The sequence below is a fragment of the Herbihabitans rhizosphaerae genome (assembly GCF_004216555.1).
In the GTDB taxonomy this organism is placed as follows: Bacteria; Actinomycetota; Actinomycetes; order Mycobacteriales; family Pseudonocardiaceae; genus Herbihabitans; species Herbihabitans rhizosphaerae.
Map to the genome: position 1 here is coordinate 423,874 of NZ_SGWQ01000004.1, position 21,212 is coordinate 445,085.

The 21,212-nt window shown below is 71.4% G+C and carries 13 protein-coding genes; 9 read left to right on the forward strand and 4 right to left on the reverse strand.

What is annotated here, in order from left to right; genetic code table 11:
• Positions 1-2: 2 nt before the first annotated feature.
• From EV193_RS15490 to EV193_RS15505, 4 genes are read left to right on the forward strand one after another with little or no spacing between them, the layout of a single operon-like run.
• Positions 3-1,733: a fatty acyl-AMP ligase gene (locus tag EV193_RS15490; RefSeq protein WP_130344803.1), complete on the forward strand. Its 1,731-nt coding sequence runs from the start codon at positions 3-5 to the stop codon at positions 1,731-1,733.
• Entirely contained in the window at positions 1,730-7,813 is a 6,084-nt protein-coding gene (locus tag EV193_RS15495; RefSeq protein ID WP_130344804.1) for a type I polyketide synthase, read from the forward strand. The genes EV193_RS15490 and EV193_RS15495 overlap by 4 nt, the downstream gene beginning before the upstream one ends.
• Complete coding sequence (locus EV193_RS15500) at positions 7,810-9,285, forward strand: acyl-CoA carboxylase subunit beta (RefSeq protein WP_130344805.1); 1,476 nt, start codon at positions 7,810-7,812, stop codon at positions 9,283-9,285. Before EV193_RS15495 ends, EV193_RS15500 begins: the two co-directional genes overlap by 4 nt.
• Before the next feature lie 14 nt (positions 9,286-9,299).
• Entirely contained in the window at positions 9,300-10,322 is a 1,023-nt protein-coding gene (locus tag EV193_RS15505) for an alpha/beta hydrolase (RefSeq protein WP_130344806.1), read from the forward strand.
• Between the two features lie 104 nt (positions 10,323-10,426).
• On the opposite strand, the gene EV193_RS15510 is transcribed toward EV193_RS15505, so the two are convergent.
• From EV193_RS15510 to EV193_RS15520, 3 genes are read right to left on the reverse strand one after another with little or no spacing between them, the layout of a single operon-like run.
• Positions 10,427-11,878: a phytoene desaturase family protein gene (locus EV193_RS15510; RefSeq protein WP_130344807.1), complete on the reverse strand. Its 1,452-nt coding sequence runs from the start codon at positions 11,876-11,878 to the stop codon at positions 10,427-10,429.
• 10 nt (positions 11,879-11,888) lie between these two features.
• Positions 11,889-12,086, reverse strand: a complete 198-nt coding sequence (locus tag EV193_RS15515; protein WP_130344808.1) for a ferredoxin — start codon at positions 12,084-12,086, stop codon at positions 11,889-11,891.
• A 5-nt stretch (positions 12,087-12,091) separates the two neighbouring features.
• The gene (locus tag EV193_RS15520; protein WP_130344809.1) at positions 12,092-13,303 is read right to left on the reverse strand and encodes a cytochrome P450; all 1,212 of its coding nucleotides are present in this window, start codon (positions 13,301-13,303) and stop codon (positions 12,092-12,094) included.
• A 154-nt stretch (positions 13,304-13,457) separates the two neighbouring features.
• Between EV193_RS15520 and EV193_RS15525 the strand changes: the two genes are divergently transcribed.
• Positions 13,458-14,087: a TetR/AcrR family transcriptional regulator gene (locus EV193_RS15525; protein ID WP_242613405.1), complete on the forward strand. Its 630-nt coding sequence runs from the start codon at positions 13,458-13,460 to the stop codon at positions 14,085-14,087.
• A 1-nt stretch (position 14,088) separates the two neighbouring features.
• On the opposite strand, the gene EV193_RS15530 is transcribed toward EV193_RS15525, so the two are convergent.
• The gene (locus EV193_RS15530) at positions 14,089-14,790 is read right to left on the reverse strand and encodes an IclR family transcriptional regulator (RefSeq protein ID WP_207222650.1); all 702 of its coding nucleotides are present in this window, start codon (positions 14,788-14,790) and stop codon (positions 14,089-14,091) included.
• A gap of 254 nt (positions 14,791-15,044) precedes the next feature.
• On the opposite strand from EV193_RS15530, the gene leuC reads away from it, so the two are divergent.
• The 4 genes from leuC to EV193_RS15550 all read left to right on the forward strand — a co-directional run bounded on the left by leuC (position 15,045) and on the right by EV193_RS15550 (position 21,212).
• Complete coding sequence (leuC, locus tag EV193_RS15535; RefSeq protein WP_130344811.1) at positions 15,045-16,448, forward strand: 3-isopropylmalate dehydratase large subunit; 1,404 nt, start codon at positions 15,045-15,047, stop codon at positions 16,446-16,448.
• Between the two features lie 10 nt (positions 16,449-16,458).
• Positions 16,459-17,052, forward strand: coding sequence for a 3-isopropylmalate dehydratase small subunit (gene leuD / locus EV193_RS15540; protein ID WP_130344812.1), 594 nt, complete (start codon positions 16,459-16,461; stop codon positions 17,050-17,052).
• A gap of 257 nt (positions 17,053-17,309) precedes the next feature.
• The gene (locus tag EV193_RS15545; RefSeq protein WP_130344813.1) at positions 17,310-18,083 is read left to right on the forward strand and encodes an HU family DNA-binding protein; all 774 of its coding nucleotides are present in this window, start codon (positions 17,310-17,312) and stop codon (positions 18,081-18,083) included.
• A gap of 333 nt (positions 18,084-18,416) precedes the next feature.
• A complete protein-coding gene (locus tag EV193_RS15550; RefSeq protein WP_130344814.1) occupies positions 18,417-21,212 on the forward strand; it encodes an AfsR/SARP family transcriptional regulator in 2,796 nt (931 codons plus the stop codon).

Below are 21,212 nucleotides of genomic sequence, written 5' to 3' on the forward strand. Positions count from 1 at the left end.
GAATGATTTCGAGCGTTGAATCACCGGATCGGGAGTCCGACGTTTCCGCCGTTGGTTTCCGTTCTCTGGCGGACCTGCTCGCGGACTGGGCTGAGCAGTACGGTGATCAGGTCGCGGTGAGCCATGTCGACTACCGGGACCGGCCGTCCGGCCTGCGCCGTTCCTGGACCTGGCGACAGCTCGACGAGCGGGCGAGCGCCGTCGCCGCCCGCCTGGACGTGCGGGGCCGGCCGGTCGCCGTGCTCGCCAGCCAGACACCGCACTACCTGGCCGCGTTCCTCGGCGTGCTGCGAGCCGGCGCGATCGCCGTGCCGCTGTTCCCGCCGTCGCTGCCCGGCCACGGCGACCGTCTCGCCGCCGTCCTCGCCGACTGCCAGCCCGCCGTCGTGCTCACCACCGAGGCCGACCGCGACGAGGTGGCCGCGTACACCGCCGAATCGCCATGGGGTCCGCCGGAGGTGATCGCCGTGGACACGCTCGAGCCCGCGGCCGTCGAGCCGGTCCGGTCGGATCCCGACGACGTGGCCTATCTGCAGTACACCTCCGGCTCGACCGGCACCCCGCGCGGCGTGATGATCACCCACGGGAACGTGGTGATCAATGCCAGCCAGTCGAACCAGGCCTACGGCGTCCTCCCCGGCAAGTCGGTGACAGTGGGCTGGCTGCCGCTGTTCCACGACCTGGGCCTGATGCTGTCGATCGCCTGTCCGCTGGTCGGACGCATGCGCACGGTGCTGCTCGACCCGATCGCCTTCATCGAGCGACCCGAGCGCTGGATGCGCGCGCTGTCCGACAATCCCGGTGCGATCACCGCGGCGCCGAGCTTCGCCTACGCCTACGCCGCCGCCAGGACACCCGAGGACGATCGGGCACTGCTGCGGCTGGACACGGTGGCCGTGCTGATCGACGGCAGCGAACCCATTCGACCGAGCACCATGCGGCGGTTCTACGAGACGTTCGAGCCGTGCGGGCTGCGGCGGGACATCTACTCCCCGTCCTACGGCCTCGCCGAGGCGACCGTGGCCGTGGCGACGAGCCGGCCCGGGCGCGCGGCGGTCGACGTGCGGGTGGATCGCGCCGAGTTGGGCGCGGGCCGGGTGGTGCCGTCGGACGCGGAGGACGCCATCCCGATGGTCTCCTGCGGGCAGGCGATGGACCAGGGGACCGCGGTCGCGATCGTCGACCCGGTCACCCGGGAGCCGATGCCGGACGGGCGGGTCGGCGAGATCTGGGCGCGCGGCCCCAACATCGGCCTCGGCTACTGGGGACGGCCGGAGGACACGGCGACCACCTTCGAGAATCTGCTGGCCGGCGAGTCGGACGAGAAGTGGTTGCGCACCGGCGATCTCGGCGTGCGGTACGACGGCGAGCTGTACATCACCGGGCGGATCAAGGACCTGATCGTGGTGGACGGCCGCAACCACTACCCGCAGGACATCGAGCACACCGCCGAGTACGCGCACCAGGCGATCCGCCGCCGCAACGTGGTCGCGTTCGCGGTGGACACCGACGACGGTGAGCGGGCCGTGGTGCTCGCCGAGCGGGCCCGAGGGCGCGAGGACGCCGACGCCGGCGCGGTGGCGGACGCGATCCGCGCCGCCGTGTCCGCACGGCACGGGCTGGCCTTGCACGACGTCGAGCTGGTCGAGCCGGACAGCCTGCAACGCACGTCCAGCGGCAAGATCACGCGATCCGCGTGCCGTGCCCAGTACCTCGCGAAACCACGACGATGACGACCGGACCGGCTGAGCTGGCCCGGTGGCTCGTCGACCGGGTCGCGATCGCGACGGGGCGGCGGCCCGAGAGCGTCGACCCGCACCGGCCGGTGCACGAGCTGGGATTGTCCTCCCGCGACGGTGTCGCCCTCGCCGCGGAGCTCGCCGACAAGCTGGGCACGCCGGTGGACGCGACGCTCGTCTACCGGCACTCGACGATCGCCGCGATCGCGGAAGCCGTTGTGGGACAAGCGGATCAGGTTCAGACGACGCGCCAGGAGCCGAAGCACGGCGATCCGGTCGCGGTGATCGGCGTCGGCTGCCGGCTGCCCGGCGGGGTGGAGTCGCCGGCTGACTTCTGGCGGCTGCTGGACGGCGGCGTGGACGCGATCCGCACCCGGCCGGAGGGCCGCTGGTCCGAGCTGGCCGACGACGACGCGCTCGCCGGGCTGCCGTCCACCGGCGGGTACCTGGACGACGTGGCCGGCTTCGACGCCGAGTTCTTCGCCATCACACCGCGCGAGGCCGCCGTGATGGATCCGCAGCAGCGCATGATGCTGGAGGTGTCGCACGCCGCACTGGAGCACGCCGGAATCGCGTCGAAGTCCTTGCGCGGCACCAGGACCGGGGTGTTCGTCGGGCTGTCGGCCACCGAGTACGGCACGCTCACGCTGTCCGATGTGGACGGTGTGGACTCCTGGTCCGGCACGGGTGCCGCGGCCAGCGTGATCGCGAACCGGCTGTCGTACCTGCTCGACCTGCGCGGCCCCAGCCTGGCGATCGACACGGCGTGCTCGTCCTCGCTCGTCGCGGTGCACCAGGCGGTCCAGAGCCTTCGTGCCGGAGAGGTCGATCTCGCGATCGTCGGCGGGGTGAACGCGCTCGTGACGCCGGGGATCACGGCAAACTTCGCGCGGGCGGGCGTGCTCGCCGAGGACGGGCGGTGCAAGGCGTTCGACGCGTCGGCGGACGGCATCGCGCGCGGCGAGGGCTGCGGAGTGGTGGTGCTGCGCAGGCTCTCCGACGCGCGCCGGTCGGATGATCGGGTGCTCGCGGTGATCCGGGACAGCGCGGTCAACTCCGACGGCCGGTCCAACGGGCTGATGGCACCCAATCCGGAGGCGCAGGCCGACCTGCTGCGCGCCGCGTACTCCACCGTGGACCCGTCCACCGTGGACTACGTGGAGGCGCACGGTACGGGCACGCTGCTGGGCGATCCGATCGAAGCGGCGGCGCTGGGCGAGGTACTCGGCGCCGACCGGCCGGACGACTGTCCACTGTGGATCGGATCGGTGAAGTCGAACTTCGGTCACCTGGAGGGCGCCGCCGGCGTCACCGGGTTGATCAAGGTCGTGCTTTCCCTTGTGCACCAACAGATTCCGACGAGCCTGCACTACCGCGAGCCGAACCCGCACATCGACTTCGCGGCGCGGCGGCTGCGGGTGGCGGGCTCCTCCCGCGAGTGGCCGAAGTACTCCGGGCTCGCCAAGGCCGGCGTGTCCGCGTTCGGGTTCGGTGGGACGAACGCGCACGTCGTGCTGGAGGAGTGGCCCACGGCACCCGCGCCAGAGCCGGCCGGGCGGCGGCCGGAGGTGTTCGCGCTGTCGGCCGTGTCCGAGGAGGCACTGCACCGGCGCGCCGAGGATCTCGCCGCGTGGGTGCGGCACGCCGACGCGCCGCTGGCCGACGTCGCCGCGACCCTGGCCGCCCGGCGTGACCACCACCCGGTGCGTGCCGCCGTGGTGGCCGCCGACCGTGCCGAACTGGCCGACGCGCTGCGCTCGGTCGAGGTGCGCCGCGCCGGTGCGTCCGACGTGGTGTTCGTGTTCTCCGGATACGGCTCGCAGTGGTCGGCGATGGGCGCCGGGCTGCTGGAGCACGAGCCCGCGTTCCGCGCGGCCGTCGACGAGCTGGAGCCGGAATTCCTTGCCGTGGCGGGGTTCTCGCTGCGCGAGGCGATCAGCGGGGAGATCACCGATCTGGCCGTCGCGCAGTCGGCGGTGTTCGGCACGCAGGTCGCGCTGGCCGCGTGGTGGCGCGCGCACGGCGTGACCCCGGCCGCGGTGATCGGGCACTCGATGGGCGAGGTCGCGGCCGCGGTGGTGGCCGGCGCGCTGGACCTGCGCGACGGCCTGCGCGTGATCACCACCAGGGCACGGCTGCTCGCCGGGTTGAGCGGGCGCGGGCTCGGCGCGATGGCCGTCGTGGACATGTCGGCCGACGAGCTCGCCGAGTTCCCCGTGGACATCGCGGTGTACGCCTCACCGGGCCAGTGCACGATCACCGGCCCGGCCGCCGAGGTGGACGCGGTGCTGCGGCACGCCGACACGCTCGGCAGGTGGCACCGGCGGATGCGGGTCGGCGGGGCCGGGCACTCGGCGGACGTCGATCCGCTGCTACCGGAGTTCCGCGCGCTGGTCGGCGACCTGAGCCCCCGGGCGCCGGAGGTCCGGTGCTACTCGACCGTCCACAGTGGACCGCCGGAGTTCGGTGTGGACTACTGGACGGCGAACCTGCGCTGGCCGGTGCGCTTCACCCAGGCGATCAGCGCCGCGATCGCCGACGGTCACTCGACCTTCCTCGAGGTCTCGCCGAACCCGATCACCGTCGCCGCGATCGAGCAGACCGGCGACGTGCTGGCCCTGCCCAGCCTGCGCCGCACCGACGCCGACCGGGGGTGCCTGCCGAGCCTCGCCGTGTTGCACACGATCGGCGCGGCCGACCTGGCGCGGCGCCACCCGGAGCCGCCGGTGGTCGATCTTCCCGGACCGGCGTGGCGGCACGAGCGGTACTGGGCGCCCGCTCCTCGCCGCACCAGCCGGCACCCGTTGCTCGGCGAGCACGTCGTGCTGCCGGACGGCCGGCACGTGTGGCAGGCGGAGGTCGACACCGGGTCGCTGCCGTGGCTGGCCGACCATCAGGCGTACGGGGTGACCGTGCTGGCCGGCACGGCGTACCTGGAGCTGGCGCTGTCGGCGGGGCGTGCGGCGCTCGGCGGGCCGGTGCGGGTGCGTGACCTCGAACTGCACCAACTGCTGGCCGTGGACGAGCGCACCACGATCACGACGACGGTCGACCCGGACGGCCGGGTCACCGTGCAGGCCGGCGCGGAGTGGACCACACACGCCACCGCGCTGGTGCTGCCGGCCGACGGCGAGCCGGCCGAGCCGCTGTCGATCGCCGACGGTGAAGCACTGGACCTGTACGCGGTGCTGGCGCGCGCCGGGCAGGAGTACGGCCCGGCGTTCCGGGGGTTGCACGACGTGCGGGCCGTTCCGGGCAGCGCGAGTGCCGCGATCCGGCTCCCCGACGAGGCGGGCCAGTCCCGCGGGTTCACGCTGCACCCGGCGCTGGCCGACGCCTGCCTGCACACGCTGGCCGCGGCGGCACACGGCATGGCCACCGGGCGGTACCTGCCCGCGGCGATCGGCGAGGTTCGGGTGCTCGGCGATCCGGCGCGCGGCGTGCGGTGCGCCGGGACGCTCGCGGTGGGCGACGGCAACACGCTGACCGGCGCGGTGCATCTGCTCGGACCGGACGGTGAGCTGCTGGTCGACATCTCCGGCGTCGTGGTGCGCCGCCTGCGTGCCGGCGCGGTGCCGGTGAAGCCGGCCGATCTCGCCTACGAACTGCGCTGGGACAAGGCGCCGCTGCCCGAGGAGTCGGGCACCCCGTCACCGCGACGGGTGATCACGCTTGATCAAGGTGACTCCGAGGACGCTCCGGTGCGTGCCGCGCTCGCGGCCGTGCGACAGGTGGAACCCGGCGAGCGGCTGTGGCTGGTCACGCGGAACGCGCCGCCCGCACTGGCGGCACTGCGCGCACTGGTGCGGGTGCTGGCCTTCGAGCACCCCGACCTGCGGGCGACGCTGGTGGACCTGGACGACGAGTCGGCCGGCTGCCTGGACGCCGAGCTGGACGCCGATCAGCGCGACGACGAAGTGTTGTGGCGCAACGGAATCCGCTACTCGGCGCGGCTGGCCAAGGCCGAGCTGACCGACCGGGAAGCGCCGGTCGTGCGGCCGGGCGCCTACGTGATCACCGGCGGCCTCGGCGAACTGGGCCTGCTCGTCGCGGAGTGGCTGGCCGAGCGCGGCGCGCGGCGGATCGTGCTGTCCGGCCGGCGCGCGCCCGCACCCGAGGCCGAGGCGACGCTGGTGCGGCTGCGCGAGTCCGGCACCGAGGTCGACGTGCTGCTCGGTGACATCGCCGAGCCGGGCACCGCCGAGAAACTCGTCGCGCACGCGGGTCGTGACGGCGTGCCGCTGCACGGTGTGCTGCACGCCGCCGCGGTGCTGCGCGACGCGGCCGCCATGGACGTCACCGACGAGGACCTCACCACCGTGTGGCGGCCGAAAGTCGTTGGCGCGCAACGGCTGCACGAGGCCACGCTGGACGTGGAGCTGGACTGGTGGCTGATGTTCTCCTCGGTCGCGTCGATGTTCGGCTCGCCCGGCCAGGCCGCCTACGCCACGGCCAACGCGTGGCTGGACGCGTTCGTCGCGCGGCGCCGCGCGACGGGCCTGCCCGCCGCGACGATCAACTGGGGTGCCTGGGAAGGCGAGCACGACCGGGCCAACGCGGCGCTCGCCTCGGTCGGCCGGACACAGGGGCTCGACGCCTTGCAGGAGGTGCTCGCCAGCGGCCGCGCGGCGACCGGCATCGCGCACCTGGACCTGCCGGCGGCACTCGACGCGTTCCCCACGCTGGCCGAGCTGCCCTTCCTCGCCGAACTGGCGCCCGCCGTGGTCGCGGCCACGTCCGGGGCGGACGGCTGGCCCGGCGCGGACGGCCTGCGCGATCTGCCGCCCGCCGAGGCGATGCGGATGGTGCTCGACCGGCTGGCCGCGCGGCTCGCCGCGCTGATCGGAACCAGCCAGGACCGAGTGGACGTGCACGTGCCACTCACGTCGATGGGTTTGGACTCGCTGATGGCGATGCGGATGCGCGCCGCGATACAGCACGACCTCGGGGCTCCGCCGCCGGTGTCGCTGCTGCTACGCGGAGCAAGCCTCGCCGACCTGGCCGCACACCTGGTCGGCGAGGCCCCGCAGCGCCCGCGCGGGCCGATCCCGCCACGCGATCCGACCGAGCGCTGGATCGCCCAGTTGTGGCAGGACGCGTTGGGGCGCAACGGGTTCGGCGTGCACGACGACTTCTTCACGCTCGGCGGCACCGGTTCGCTCGCCGACGCCGTGCACGAGTCGATCACCGCGCGGCTGGCCGGCGCACCCGGTGCCGAGGCGCTGTTCGCCCGTCCCACCGTCGCCGCCATGGCCGACCTGCTGCGCGACGAACTGGAAGGTTCGCCGGACGGGCCGGTGCGCGTGCTGCGGGAGGAGGGAGCGGAGTCGCCGCTGTTCCTGTTCCACCCGGCCGGCGGCCCGACCAGCGTGTACCAGCCGCTGATCGCGGCGCTTCCCGACGGCCGCCCGTGCTACGGGTTCGAGCGCGTCGACGAGCTGGAATCGTTGCCGGACAAGGCGTCCCGATACGTGGAGCTGCTGCGTGAGATCGCGCCACACGGGCCGTACCTGCTCGGCGGCTGGTCGTTCGGCGGACTGCTGGCCTACGAGGTGGCCCACCGGCTGACTGCCGCAGGGGAGCGGGTCGAGCTGGTGGCCCTGATCGACACGATTCTCCCCAAGACCGGGGAAACCGATGTCGTACAACGGTTCCAGCGGTTCGCCGAACACATCCGGGACACCTACGGCGTGGACTTCGAGGTGCCCGACTCACTGCGCGACCTGCCCGAGCACGAGCAGATCGAGCACGTCATGACCACGCTCGCCACCGCCGTACCGGACATCGGCGAGGGCGCGCTGCGTCACCAGCGAACGTCCTATGTGGACGCCCGGGTGGCCGAGCGGTACCAACCGCGGCCGTACGGCGGGCGGGTCGTGCTGCTGCGCGCGACCGACCCGCACCCGCTGACCACCACGCTCGACTCGCGCTACCTGCGCGACGACGAGGCGCTCGGCTGGGACGACCTCTGCGCGGATCTTCGGGTGATCCGGGTGCCCGGCGACCACGTGTCGATGATCGACCCGCCGCATGTCGCCGTCCTCGCCGACCGCCTCCGGGAGGTGCTGCCATGAACACCGCGGAACGGCTCAACGACCTGCTCCTGCGCCGCGACGAAGCGAGCCGGCTCGCCGAGAAGCGCGCCGTGGAACGCCAGCACCCCAAGGGAAAGCTCACCGCGCGCGAGCGGATCGACCTGCTCGTCGACCCCGACTCGTTCATCGAGACCGACGAACTGGCGCGGCACCCCGACGGGCCCTACGGCGACGGCGTGATCACCGGACAGGCCACTGTGGACGGTCGGCCGATCTGCCTGTTCTCCCAGGACTTCTCGGTGTTCGGCGGGAGCATGGGGGAGACCTTCGGGCGCAAGGTCGTCAAGATCATGGACCGCGCGCTGCGCATCGGCTGCCCGATCATCGGGATCAACGACTCCGGCGGCGCGCGCGTGCAGGAGGGCGTGGTGTCGCTGGCGTACTACGCGGAGATCGCGCGCCGCAATTCGGCGGGGTCCGGCGTGGTGCCGCAGCTGTCGCTGATTCTCGGCCCGTGTGCCGGCGGCGCCGCGTATTCACCGGCGATGACCGACTTCACCGTGATGGTGGAGGACACCTCGCACATGTTCGTCACCGGGCCGAAGGTGGTCGCCGCGGTCACCGGCGAGGAGTCCACAGTGGACGCGCTGGGTGGGCCGGCGATGCACGCCGAGGTCTCCGGCAACTCGCACTACACGGCGACCGACGAGCCGGACGCGCTGGACTGGGTGCGCACCCTGCTCGGGTTCCTGCCGGTGAACAACCAGACCGAGCCGCCGATCTACTCCTCCGACGCGGTCCCGGCGATCACCGCGGCCGACCGCGAGCTGGACACCATCGTGCCGGACGAGGAGAACAAGTCCTACGACATGTTCGAGGTGATCCGCCGGGTGGTCGACGGCGGCGATCTGCTCGAGGTGCACGACCGGTTCGCGCGCAACATGATCTGCGGCTTCGGCAGGGTCGCCGGCGCGACCGTCGGCGTGGTGGCCAACCAGCCGAGGCACAACGCCGGCGCGATCGACATCGACGCGTCGGAGAAGGCGGCCAGGTTCGTGCGGTTCTGCGACGCGTTCGGCATTCCGCTGCTCACCTTCGCCGACGTTCCCGGTTACCTGCCGGGTGTCGAGCAGGAGCGCGGCGGGATCATCCGGCGGGGCGCGAAGCTGCTGTACGCCTACGCCGAGGCGACCGTGCCGCTGGTGACCGTGGTGACCCGCAAGGCCTACGGCGGCGGGTACGCGGTGATGGGGTCCAAGCATCTCGGCGCGGACGTGAACCTGGCCTGGCCGACCGCCGAGATCGCGGTCATGGGCGCGGCCGGCGCGGCGAAGCTGCTGCCCGGCAGCCAACTGGAGGCGCCCGCCCCGTATGTCGCGGCCGAGCGCGGCTATGTGGACCAGGTGATCGCGCCGTCGGAGACCCGGCTGCGGGTGGCCTCGGCACTCAAGATGTTGCGGGACAAGCGAGAGCAGGGGCCCGCGAGGAAGCACGGCAACATCCCACTCTGATCCCGGAGACCACAATGGACAGACATCGCAGACGCGGCCTGCGGGCCGCATTACTGGCACTCGCACTGGTCGCGGGCTCGCTCGCGGTCATCACGCCGGGCGCCACCGCCGCGCCGGCCAGGGCGGCCGCGGTGGCCGACACGGGCGCGAAGGTCGTCGAGGAGAAGTGGATCAGCGAGCGCATGCTCGATCTCAGGATCGAGTCGCCGGCGCTCGGGTTCGTCGCGCCGGTGCGGCTGCTGCTGCCGAAGGGCTGGGCGCCGAATCCCAGCCGGACGTGGCCGTCGTTCTACCTGTTGCACGGCTGCTGCGGCATTCCGGAGCCGGGCCACGAGGACCACGAGGCGTGGACGTTCAAGACCGACGTGGAGGAACTGACCGCGAACACCGACGCGCTCGTGATCATGCCGAGTGACGGCCGGGCCGGCATGTACACGGCATGGTGGAACTACGGCATGTCGAGCAAGCCCGACTGGGAGACCTTCCACCTCACCGAGGTGCGCCAGATCCTCGAGCGCGGCTACGGCGCGGGTACCACGCGGTCGGTGGCCGGTCTGTCGATCGGCGGCTACGGCGCGATCGCCTACGCGTACCGGCACCCGGGGATGTTCAAGTTCGCGGCGAGCTACAGCGGTGTGCTGCACACGCTGATCCCGGTCGTGACGCAGTTGGTCCAGGGAATTCTGCTGCGCGAGGGCCTCGACTTCTACCGGATGTGGGGCAACGAATGGATGCAGCGGAACATCTGGATGTCGCGCAACCCGTACGACAACGCGGAGAAGCTGCGCGGTACGCAGTTGTACATCTCGTCGGGCAACGGGAACGCTGGTCCGCTCGATCCTCCGGGCGGCGCGTTGGACTTCATCGAACCGGGGACGCAGATGTCCTCGCGCGCGCTGACCGACCGGCTCAAGCAGCTCGGCATCCCGGTGACCACCAACTTCTACGGCAACGGCACGCACACGTGGCCCTACTGGCAGCGTGAACTGCACAACTCGTACCCGATGATCGTGAAGTCCCTCGGCCTGTCCCGCTGACCCGACCGCGCGAGTCCCGCGCCCCGCACCGGTGAGTCCCGCGTTCACGCAGCACGAACGCGGGACTCGCCGAGGCACAGCGCGGGACTCGCGATCACGCGGACCTAGACCAGCTCCAACGGATCAGTGCGGACGCCGAAGCGCGTCCGCAACGCCCGCGCCGCGGCGTGCACACCGCACATGCCGTGCACGCCCGGTCCGGGCGGCGTCGACGACGAGCACAGGTACACCCCGGGAATCGGTGTGGCGTAAGGGTTCCAGCGCACGGTCGGGCGGAACACGGTCTGCCGCAGGGAGATCGCGCCGGCCGCGATGTCGCCGCCGACGTAGTTCGCGTTGTGCGTGCTCGCCTCCGCCGCGGTGATCACGTTGCTGGCCAGCACCAGATCGCGGAACCCCGGCGCGAAGGCCTCGATCCGCGCGGTGACCGCCTCCGTCATGTCCACTGTGGACCCGTTCGGCACGTGCGCGTAGGTCCACAGCGTGTGCCCGCCGCGCGAGTCGTCCACCACGTGCGGCTGACTCGCCAGCACGAACGGCCGCTCGGAGTGCCGGCCGGCCAGCACGTCCCGCTCCGCGGTGACGATCTCCGCCCGCGAGCCGCCGAGGTGCAGCGTGCCGGCCGGCGCGCACTCCGGCACGGTCCACGGCACCGGGCCGGACAGCGCGAAGTCGACCTTGCACGCCGCCGCGCCGTGCCGGAATCGCCGCAGCGCTCGCAGATAGCCGGCCGGCAGGCGGTCGCCGGCCATCCGGGCCAGCGCGCCCGGCGTGACGTCCAGCAGCACGGCCCGCGCCGGCGGCAGCTCGTCCAGGCTCGCCACGCGGTGCCCGGTGATCACGGATCCGCCGCGCCGCACCAGCTCCGCCGTCAGCGCGTCCACAATGGACTGGCTGCCGCCGCGCGGGACCGGCCAGCCGCCGGCGTGCGCGAGCGCGCCCAGCAGCAGCGCGACGCCGGCCGGCGCGGGGGAGCGCGGCGGCGTGATCGCGTGCGCCGCCACACCGGTGATCATCGCGGGTGCCACCTGGTCGTGGAAACGCCTGCCCCACAAGGGAGATCCCTGTTCGAGTACGCGCGCGCCGAAGCGTGCCGCGGTCACCGGCGCGCGAGGCAGTCGGCGGAAATCGGACATGCCCAGCGCGACCACGTCGGGCCACGCGTCACGCAGCGGGCCGAGCAGCGCCCGCCACGCCGCGCCGTCGACGCCCAGCCCGTCCGTCGTGCGATCGAGGTCGTGCCAGGCGATGCCGGCACGCCCGCCGTCCAGCGGATGCGCGTAGGACACCTCGGGCGTGCGCATCTCCACACCGTGCGCGCCGAGGTCGAACGCGCGGAAGAACGGTGAGGCGATCGCCATCGGGTGCACGGCGGAGCACACGTCGTGCCGGAATCCCGGCAACGTCAGCTCCGCCGTGCGCGCGCCTCCGCCGATCGTGCCGGCCGCCTCGTAGACCCGCACCGCGAGCCCGGCGCCGGCCAGCACGATGGCCGCGGCGAGGCCGTTCGGCCCCGCCCCGACCACCACGGCGTCCACATCGGACACACCCGTCATGCCGTGAACGTCAGTCGTCGGACAGGCTCAGCGCACCCGACGGGCAGATGTCCACCGCCGTGCGGGCGTGCTCCAGCGCCTCGCCGTCGACGTGCTCGGACAGCACGACGACCGTGCCCTCCGCGTCGTCCTGGTCGAAGATCGCGTCGTCGGTGAGCACGCACTGGCCCGCACCCACGCAGACGTCTCTGTCGGCGTTGATTCGCATGTCCTTCACCATGCCACCGGGAGCTCACGGACGCCGAAGATGATCGTCGAGTCCTTGAACGACAGCTCGTCGAACTCCGCCTCCACACGCAGTGTCGGCACCCGCCGGAACAGCGTGTCGAACACGATCTGCAGCTCCATCCGCGCCAGGTTCTGCCCGAGGCACTGGTGCGGGCCGTAGCCGAACGCGACGTGGTGCCGCGCGCCGCGGTCGATGTCCAGCGAATCGGGATCGGCGAACGCGTTCGGGTCACGGTTGGCCGCGTGCGCGAGACCGATCACGCCTTCGCCGGCACGGATCAGTACGCCGCCGATCTCGATGTCCTCGGTGGCCACACGGGAACCGGCCAGTTCGGCGATCGTGAAGTACCGCAACAGTTCCTCGACCGCCGGCAGCGTCTTGCCCGGATCGGCCTTCACCGCGGCGAGCTGCTCCGGGTTGCGCAGGAACGCGATCGTGCCGAGCGAGATCATGTTCGCGGTCGTCTCGTGTCCGGCGAGCAGCAGCAGGAACGCCAGCGACACCAGTGCTTTGCGGTCGTAGGTGCCCTCTTCCCGCTGCTTGATGATCTGCCGGCCGAGCAGATCCTCTTCGCTGGGGGAGGGCTCCTTCGCCATGATCAGGTCGGTCAGATAGGCCTCCAGCTCGTCGGCGGCCTTCTCCCGCGGTTCGATGCCATCGGCGGTGTTGAGCAGTTTCGCCGACCGGGACTGGAAGAACTCGTGGTCGGCGTAGGGCACCCCGAGCAGCTCGCAGATCACCAGCGACGGCACCGGCAGCGCCAGCGCCTCGACGAGATCGGCCGGGTTGGGGCCGGCCAGCATCTCGTCGATGAACGTGTCCACGATCTCCTGGATCCTCGGCTGCAGCGCCTGCATCCGCTTGACCGTGAACTCGCCGACCACCGCGCGGCGGGCCGGTCCGTGGTCCGGCGGGTCCATGCCGATCAGTCCGGGATCGGCTTCCATGAATTTCTTGCTGGTCTCGGTCAGCAGTGGGAATCCGGGCAGTCTGCGGTCGGAGCTGAACCGGGTGTCGGCGAGCATCGAGCGCACCTCGGTGTGCTTGGTGAGCACCCACGACTGTTTGCCGGTGGGCAGCGTGACGCGGCTGGCGGTCGGTTGGTCGCGCAGCTCCTGGTATCCCGGCGGTGGGTCGAACGGGCAGGTGCGCTTCATGGGGAAGTCGGGAGTGGGACGGTCGGCGAGTTCGGTCACGGTGACACCCCGGTTTTCACATGTGGACGATTATCTTCCGCTTCTCTACCCAAGGTAGCCGCGTGCTTACAGCCTTCGCCACCCATATTCGGGTGAGTGACTGTTCGTCGTGCGAGAATTCGCGCAACTCGGACGAAAGGGAGCCGTGGGCACGGTGGAGCCAGCGACGCGATTGCGCGCCGACGCGCAGCGCAACCGCGACCTGATCATCTCGGCGGCGAAGACCGTTTTCGCCAGCCGAGGGCCCGACGTGCCGATGGAGGAGATCGCCAAGGAGAGCGGCGTCGGCGTCGGCACGCTGTACCGGCGCTTCCCCGACCGGGACGCGCTGATCCGCGCGGTCGCGGCGGACAACCTCGGCCAGATCCTGGACAAGGTGCGCGCCGCCATGGCCGAGGAACCGACCGGCTGGGACGCGCTCGCGCGGATCATGCGGCTGTCCACCGACCTGCGGCTCAGCGTCGCGCTGACCGCGAGCTCCGAGCGCTCGCTGGAGATCATCAGGGGCGACGAGAAGATCACCGAACTGCGTCGCACGCTGATGGGCGCGCTCGACGAGGTGGTCACCCTCGCGCAGCGGGAGAAGACCGTGCGCCAGGACGTCGGTGGCGGAGACGTCGCCGTGCTCTGCTCGCTACTGCTGCAAAAGGTGCGCAGCCTGTCCGAGGAGGGGCTGGAGTTCGCGACCGAACGGTGCGTCGCGATCATGCTGGACGGCCTGCGCGCCTCCGCGTCCAACCCGCTCCCCGGCCGCCCCTTGACCAAGAACGACGTCAAGCACTGACTCAGAGTCTGGTTTGCAGGGCGTCCGCTGCGGCGAGAAGATCTGCGGCCCAGCGGGCGCCGGGGCGGCGGCCGATTCGGTCCACCGGACCGGAAACCGACACCGCGGCGACCACGGTGCCGGAGCCGTCTCGCACGGGCGCCGACACGCTGGCGACCCCCGGTTCCCGCTCGGCGACGCTCTGCGCCCAGCCGCGCCTGCGCACCTCCAGCAGCGCCCGCTCGCCGAACACCGCGTCGTTGAGCAGCAGCCGCTGGGTGGCCGGATCCGCCCACGCGGCAAGGACTTTCGCGCCCGAGCCGGCCGTCATCGGCAGCCGCGCGCCGACCGGGACGGTGTCGCGCAGGCCACTGGGCGGCTCGGCGGCGCACACGCAGATGCGGTGCATCCCGTCGCGCCGGTAGAGCTGGACGCTCTCCCCGGTGATGTCTCGCAGTCTGGGAAGCACGGCGGTGGCCGCGTCCAACAGTGGATCCGTCGCGCCGCCGGCGAGCTCCGCCAGCGCGGCACCCGGCCGCCATCTGCCGTCGGATCCCCTGCGCAGCAAGCGATGCGTCTCCAGGCCGACCGCCAGCCGGTGCGCGGTCGCGCGCGGCAACCCCGTTCTGCTGCACAGCTCCGCGAGCCCGCACGGCTCCTTCGCGACCGCGTGCAGCACGGCCATTGCCTTGTCCAGTACTCCGATACCGCTATGCTGTCCCACGACTCGATACTAGATTCCCGTCATGTGGGAGTCCAGTATTTGGGAAGACCACGTGTCTCGCCGGGGAAGGCTGGTGCGCCTATTCGGCGGATACAGGCGTTCGCTGCCAAGGCGGAGGAAGGTCCTCGTACTGGACGTACTTGGGCCTTTCGACAACGCAGGCAGCGGGCGCCTGGGCCGTCGAGAGGCGTGCCGGGCCTTTCCTGGCGAGGCACTCAACTCGGAACAGTTCAGAAAGCCGGCGGTGATCAGCCATGGGCCGCACACTCGCGGAGAAGGTGTGGGACGCGCACGTCGTGCGCAAGGGTGAAGGCGACGAGCCGGATCTGCTCTACATCGATCTCCATCTCGTGCACGAGGTGACCAGTCCGCAGGCCTTCGACGGGCTCCGGCTCGCCGGCCGCACGGTGCGCCGGCCGGACCTGACGATCGCCACCGAGGACCACAACGTTCCGACGACGGACATCGAGCTGCCCATCGCGGACCCGGTGTCGCGTACCCAGGTGGACACGCTTCGCCGCAACTGCAAGGAGTTCGGCGTCCGGCTGCACCCGATGGGCGACGCCGAGCAGGGCATCGTGCACGTCGTCGGTCCGCAGCTCGGGCTGACCCAGCCGGGCACCACCGTCGTCTGCGGCGACAGTCACACCTCCACGCACGGCGCGTTCGGCGCGCTCGCGTTCGGCATCGGAACGTCCGAAGTGGAGCATGTGCTGGCCACCCAGACGCTGCCGCTGCGTCCATTCAAGACGATGGCGATCACCATCGACGGCGCGCTCGCGCCCGGTGTCACGGCGAAGGACGTCATCCTCGCGGTGATCGCCAAGATCGGCACCGGCGGCGGGCAGGGATACGTACTCGAGTACCGGGGCAGCGCCATCGAGGCACTGTCCGTGGAAGCCCGGATGACCGTGTGCAACATGTCCATCGAGGCCGGCGCGCGTGCCGGCATGATCGCGCCGGACGACACGACTTTCGCCTATCTCAAGGGCCGCCCGCACGCGCCCACCGGCGAGCAGTGGGACGAGGCGGTCGCCGCGTGGCGCGAGCTGCGCACCGACGACGACGCGACGTTCGACGCCGAGGTGCGCCTGGACGCCGACGAGCTGACTCCGTTCGTCACCTGGGGAACCAACCCCGGGCAGGGTTTGCCGCTGTCCGGGCGGGTGCCGGACCCGGAGGCGATCGTCGACGAGCACGAGCGCGTCGCCGCCGAGAAGGCACTGTCCTACATGGACCTGCGGCCGGGAACGCCGTTGCGGGACATCAGGGTCGACACCGTGTTCCTCGGCTCGTGCACGAACGGGCGAATCGAGGACCTGCGGGCCGCCGCGGAGATCCTTCGTGGACACAAGGTCGCGGGCGGCGTGCGGATGCTCGTCGTGCCGGGCTCGATGCGGGTGCGCGAGGCCGCCGAGAACGAGGGCCTGCACAAGATCTTCCTGGAGGCGGGCGCCGAATGGCGGGCCGCCGGCTGCTCGATGTGTCTCGGGATGAACCCGGACCAGCTCGCGCCGGGGGAGCGCAGCGCGTCCACGTCCAACCGGAACTTCGAGGGGCGGCAAGGCAAGGGCGGCCGGACCCATCTGGTGTCCCCGCTCGTCGCCGCCGCCACCGCGATCCGCGGCACCCTGTCCACCCCGTCCGACGTGAACTAAGGAGCTGACGATGGAGCCTTTTACCACCCACACCGGCGTCGGTGTCCCACTGCGACGGTCCAACGTGGACACCGACCAGATCATCCCGGCCGTGTACCTCAAGCGGGTCAGCCGCACCGGCTTCGCCGACGGGCTGTTCGCCGCGTGGCGCGCCGACGAGCAGTTCGTCTTGAACCACAACGCGTTCTCGGCCGGCAGCGTGCTGGTCGCCGGGCCCGACTTCGGCACCGGATCGTCCCGCGAGCACGCCGTCTGGGCACTGGCCGACTACGGCTTTCGGGTGGTCATCTCCTCCCGGTTCGCCGACATCTTTCGGGGGAACTCCGGCAAGCAGGGGCTGCTCGCGGCGCAGTGTGAGCAGGCCGACGTCGAGCAGCTGTGGAAGGTCCTGGAGAACGATCCGGGCACCGAGGTGACCGTCGATCTGGCCGAGAAGACCGTGCGCGCAAAGGACTTCCAAGCCCGCTTCGACATCGACGACTACACCCGCTGGCGCCTGCTCGAAGGGCTCGACGATATCGCCCTCTCGCTGCGGCATGACGCCCAGATCGGTGCCTTCGAACAGGCCCGGCCGGCCTGGAAACCGGTCACCACACCGGCCTGAGTCCTTATCGAATTAGGGGCCACACAACGGTTTCGACCGGCTATTCGCACCGGGTCGATTGTGCACCGGTGATCACATTGGTCTATGGTTCGCGGCGTGACCGGTCTGCCCAAGAGCCATCAGACGCGCGAAAAGTGCCGCCACGCAAGGAAAAATAGGGCGTGGCGCGTGGCATTCGCGCGAACTTGGGCCTACGGTGGCGAGAAGTCGGCCGGATAGGCCGTAAACGTTCAGTGTGGTCTACGGAGGACTGAAGGGTGAATAAGGCCCAGCTGATCGAGGCGCTGTCCGAGCGTCTCGGTGACAGGAAGACCGCAGGCACTGCGGTCGACGGTCTCGTCGACGTGATCGTTCGTACGGTCAACAAGGGCGAGAAGGTCAACATCACCGGGTTCGGCGTTTTCGAGAAGCGCGCTCGCGCTGCTCGAACCGCTCGCAACCCGCGCACCGGCGAAACCGTGAAGGTCAAGAAGACCAACGTTCCCGCGTTCCGCGCGGGCACGATGTTCAAGGACGTCATCAGCGGCACGAAGAAGCTGCCGAAGGTGGCCACGACCCGTTCCACCGCCGCCAGCCGTGGCACCGCCGCGGCGAAGACGACGGCGACGCGGAGCACCGCAACCCGTGGCACCACCACGGCGCGCAGCACGGCCACTCGCGGTACCGCCGCGCGCGGCACCGCGACGCGGAGCACCACGACCCGGGCCACCACGAGCCGGACTCGTACCGCCGCAACGGGTACGACAGCCCGCAAGGCCACGACGACGCGGGCCACCTCGACGCGGGCCACCGCGACGAAGGCCGCGCCGAAGAAGACCGCCGCGAAGCCCGCGGCGGCCAAGAGCACCACCGCCAAGGCGGCCCCGAAGAAGACCGCCGCGAAGCCCGCGGCGGCCAAGAGCACCACCGCCAAGGCCGCGCCGAAGAAGACGGCGGCCAAGAGCACCGCGGCCGCCAAGAAGGCGACCCCGGCCAAGAAGACCGCCGTGAAGGCGACCGCCAAGAAGGCGCCGGCACGGAAGAAGAAGTAGCAGTCCACATCGGACTGACTGTGTGGGCCCGGCGGATTCCGCCGGGCCCACAGTCATGTTATCGAGGGCAAAGCCGCTGCCCGTTCGGCTCCGCCGAAAGGCCTGTGGTGCTGTTGCTTGGTGGGTCAACGGCCACAGTGGGTGGCTGGGTTGCATGGGTGGTTGGCAGAGACGCCTTCGGCGTGGCGGCGGTCGCCCTCGACTTTCTCGGCCGACCTCGACGTGGCTTTCGTGGGTGGCCTGGTGAAGTTGCTCGGCTGCGTGTTGGAGTACCGCTCGGCGCGCTCTTGTGTTGCCGTGCGCGGCTACGCTGGTCTCAATGGGACGGAGACAGTGACCGAGGCCGACGGGCGCCGGCGGCTGCGCGTGCGGCTGCTCGGGCCGTTCGAGGTCCGCCTGGGCGGCGAGCCGATCGTGGTTTCCGGTCCGAAGCAACGGATCCTGCTCGCCGCGCTCGCCCTGTTCGCCGGGCGGGACGTTCCGGTGGACACCCTGGCCAGGGCCGTGTGGGGCGAACGGACACCCAGCCGCGCCAAGGCAAGCGTGCAGACCCACGTCATGCGGCTGCGCCAGCAGGTCGGCGACGGTGCGATCAGCACCGGCCGGGACGGCTACCGGCTCGCGGCCGACCCCGACGACGTCGATGTCACCCGGTTCGCCGCGCTCCTGCGACGAGCCGCCGCCGAGGGTGACCCGGCGGTCGAGCGGGCGCTGCTCGGCGAGGCATTGGCGCTGTGGCAAGGGGAACCGCTGCAGTCCGTGCGGTCCGACGTGCTGCTCGACGAGCACGTGCCGCAGCTCGTCGAGAGTCACCTGGTCGCCGTCGAGCGCCGGGTGGACCTCGATCTCGACCTGGGCGAGGTGGACGGCGTGGCCGGCGAGCTGACCGAGCTGCTCGTCCGGCACCCGCTGCGGGAACCGTTGTGGGAGCGGCTGATGCGAGTGCTCGCCGCGTCCGGTCGCACCGCCGAGGCGCTCGCCGTCTACGCCGACTGTCGCGAGCGGTTCGCCGACGAGCTGGGCGTCGATCCCGGCGAACGGTTGCGCGCGCTGCATCTGGAGCTGCTCAACGCCGTCCCGCCCGACGACGCCGGCGAGGCCGCCGAGCCGCCCGCCCTTGTGCCGCGCCAGCTTCCGCACGACACAACGCGATTCACCGCTCGTGGCGCCGAACTCGCCGAACTGGACCGGCTGCTCGAACAGGCCCAGCCCGACGCGACGGCCATCGTGCTGATCGACGGCACAGCCGGTGTCGGCAAGACCTCGCTGGCCGTGCACTGGGCACACCGGATCGCCGGCCGGTACCCCGACGGCCAGTTCTTCCTCGACATGCGCGGGCATTCCGGCGACGCGCCGGTGCCGCCCGAGGCGGCGCTGGACACGCTGCTGCGCGCGGCCGGCGTCCGGCCCGACCTGATCCCGTCCACAGTGGAGGGACGGTCGGCGATGCTGCGCACCCGGTTCGCGGGTACGCGCACGATCCTGATGCTGGACAACGTCGCCACCGCCGGCCAGGTGCGGCCGCTGTTCGGCGGGCCGGGGCAGCTCGTCGTGATCACGAGTCGCAATCAGTTGCGCGGGCTGGTCGCCCGGGACGGCGCGCGGCGGCTGTCGGTGCGCGAGTTCTCCGCCGCCGCCGCGGCCTGCCTGCTCGCCGCGTCGGCCGGTGACGACCGGATCGCCGACGAGCCGGACGCGGTCACCGAACTGGTCGCGCTGTGCGGACACCTGCCGCTGGCGATCGCGCTGGCCGCCGAGTACGTGTCACGCTTCCGGGACAACACGATCGCCGAACTGGTCGACGAACTGCGTGACGAGCGTTCCCGGCTGGACGTGCTGCGCGACCCGCACGACGAGGGCACCGATCTGCGTGCCACGTTCTCCTTGTCCTACAACGCGTTGCGCCCCGAGGCGGCGCGGCTGTTCCGGCTGCTGGGTCTCGTGCCCGGCCCGCGGTTCGATCTGTTCACGGCGAGCGCGCTGGACGGCCGGCCGCGTACCCGGGCCGCGTTGGACGAACTGGTCGCCGCGCATCTGGTGAACCAGCCCGGCCGCGGTCGGTTCCAGCTCCACGATCTGTTGCGGGCCTACGCCTCCGGGCTCGCCGAGGATCTCGATCCGACCGAGCGCCGAGCCGCGATCGAACGGCTGGCCGAGCGGTACGTGCTGCTGGCCGGGCGGGCGCGGTCGGTGCTCTCCCGGCCGCCGAGGCTGCGCGAGGTGGTGGACATCGACCGGGAGTTGGACGGCGTGCCCGAATTCGACGGTCACGGCGACGCGTTGCGCTGGATCGAGCGGGACCGGGACAACCTCGTCGGCACGGTCGGCCTCGCCGCCGCACACGGGCTGGACGACCTGGCGTGGCGGCTCGCGTGGCTGCTGTCCGGCGCGTGGCTGATCCTGCACAACGTCCAGGAATGGGTGAGTACGGCGCGGATCGGCTTGGCGTGCGCCGAGCGGCTCGGCGATGGGGACGCCATCTTCCTCTCGCTGAACAACCTCGCCATGGCGCACACCGAGGCGGCCGACTGGGGTGAGGTGCGCGCGTGTTTCGAGCGGGCGCTGGCCAACCGCCGGGCGCGCGGTGACCGTGAGGGCGAGGCACAGGTGCTCAGCAACATGGGTGCCGAACCGTTCCGGCACGGCGATTTCGAGGGTGCCGTGCGCATGTACGAGCAGGCGCTCGCCGCGTTGCCGGAGGGCGGCGGCGGGCTGTTTCGCGCGTACGTGTTGCTGAACCTGTGCGGGAGTTGCGCGGAGGCCGGGCGGGCGCGTGCGGCGCTGTCCTACGGGCTGCGCGCGCTGCCGCTGTTCCGCGAGGCGTCGGAACGCTCCTACGAGGCGATCTGCCTGTCCAATCTCGCCGATGCCTGCGTCGCGCTCGGCGACTACGACGAGGCGATGGTCTACTCGGACCGATCGCTGGAGTACTTCAGGGAACTCGGGCGCGGCCGCCAGATCGGCCACGCGCTCGTCGTCCGAGGTCGCATCCTGCACGCCAAGGGCCAGTCCGACGCGGCGAGCGAGGCATGGCGAGAGGCACGCGAACTCCTGCGTCCACTGGATGATCGACGACTTCCCGAACTCGACGCGCTGCTCGGCGATCAGGGCAGCGGCGTGGGAACGTAG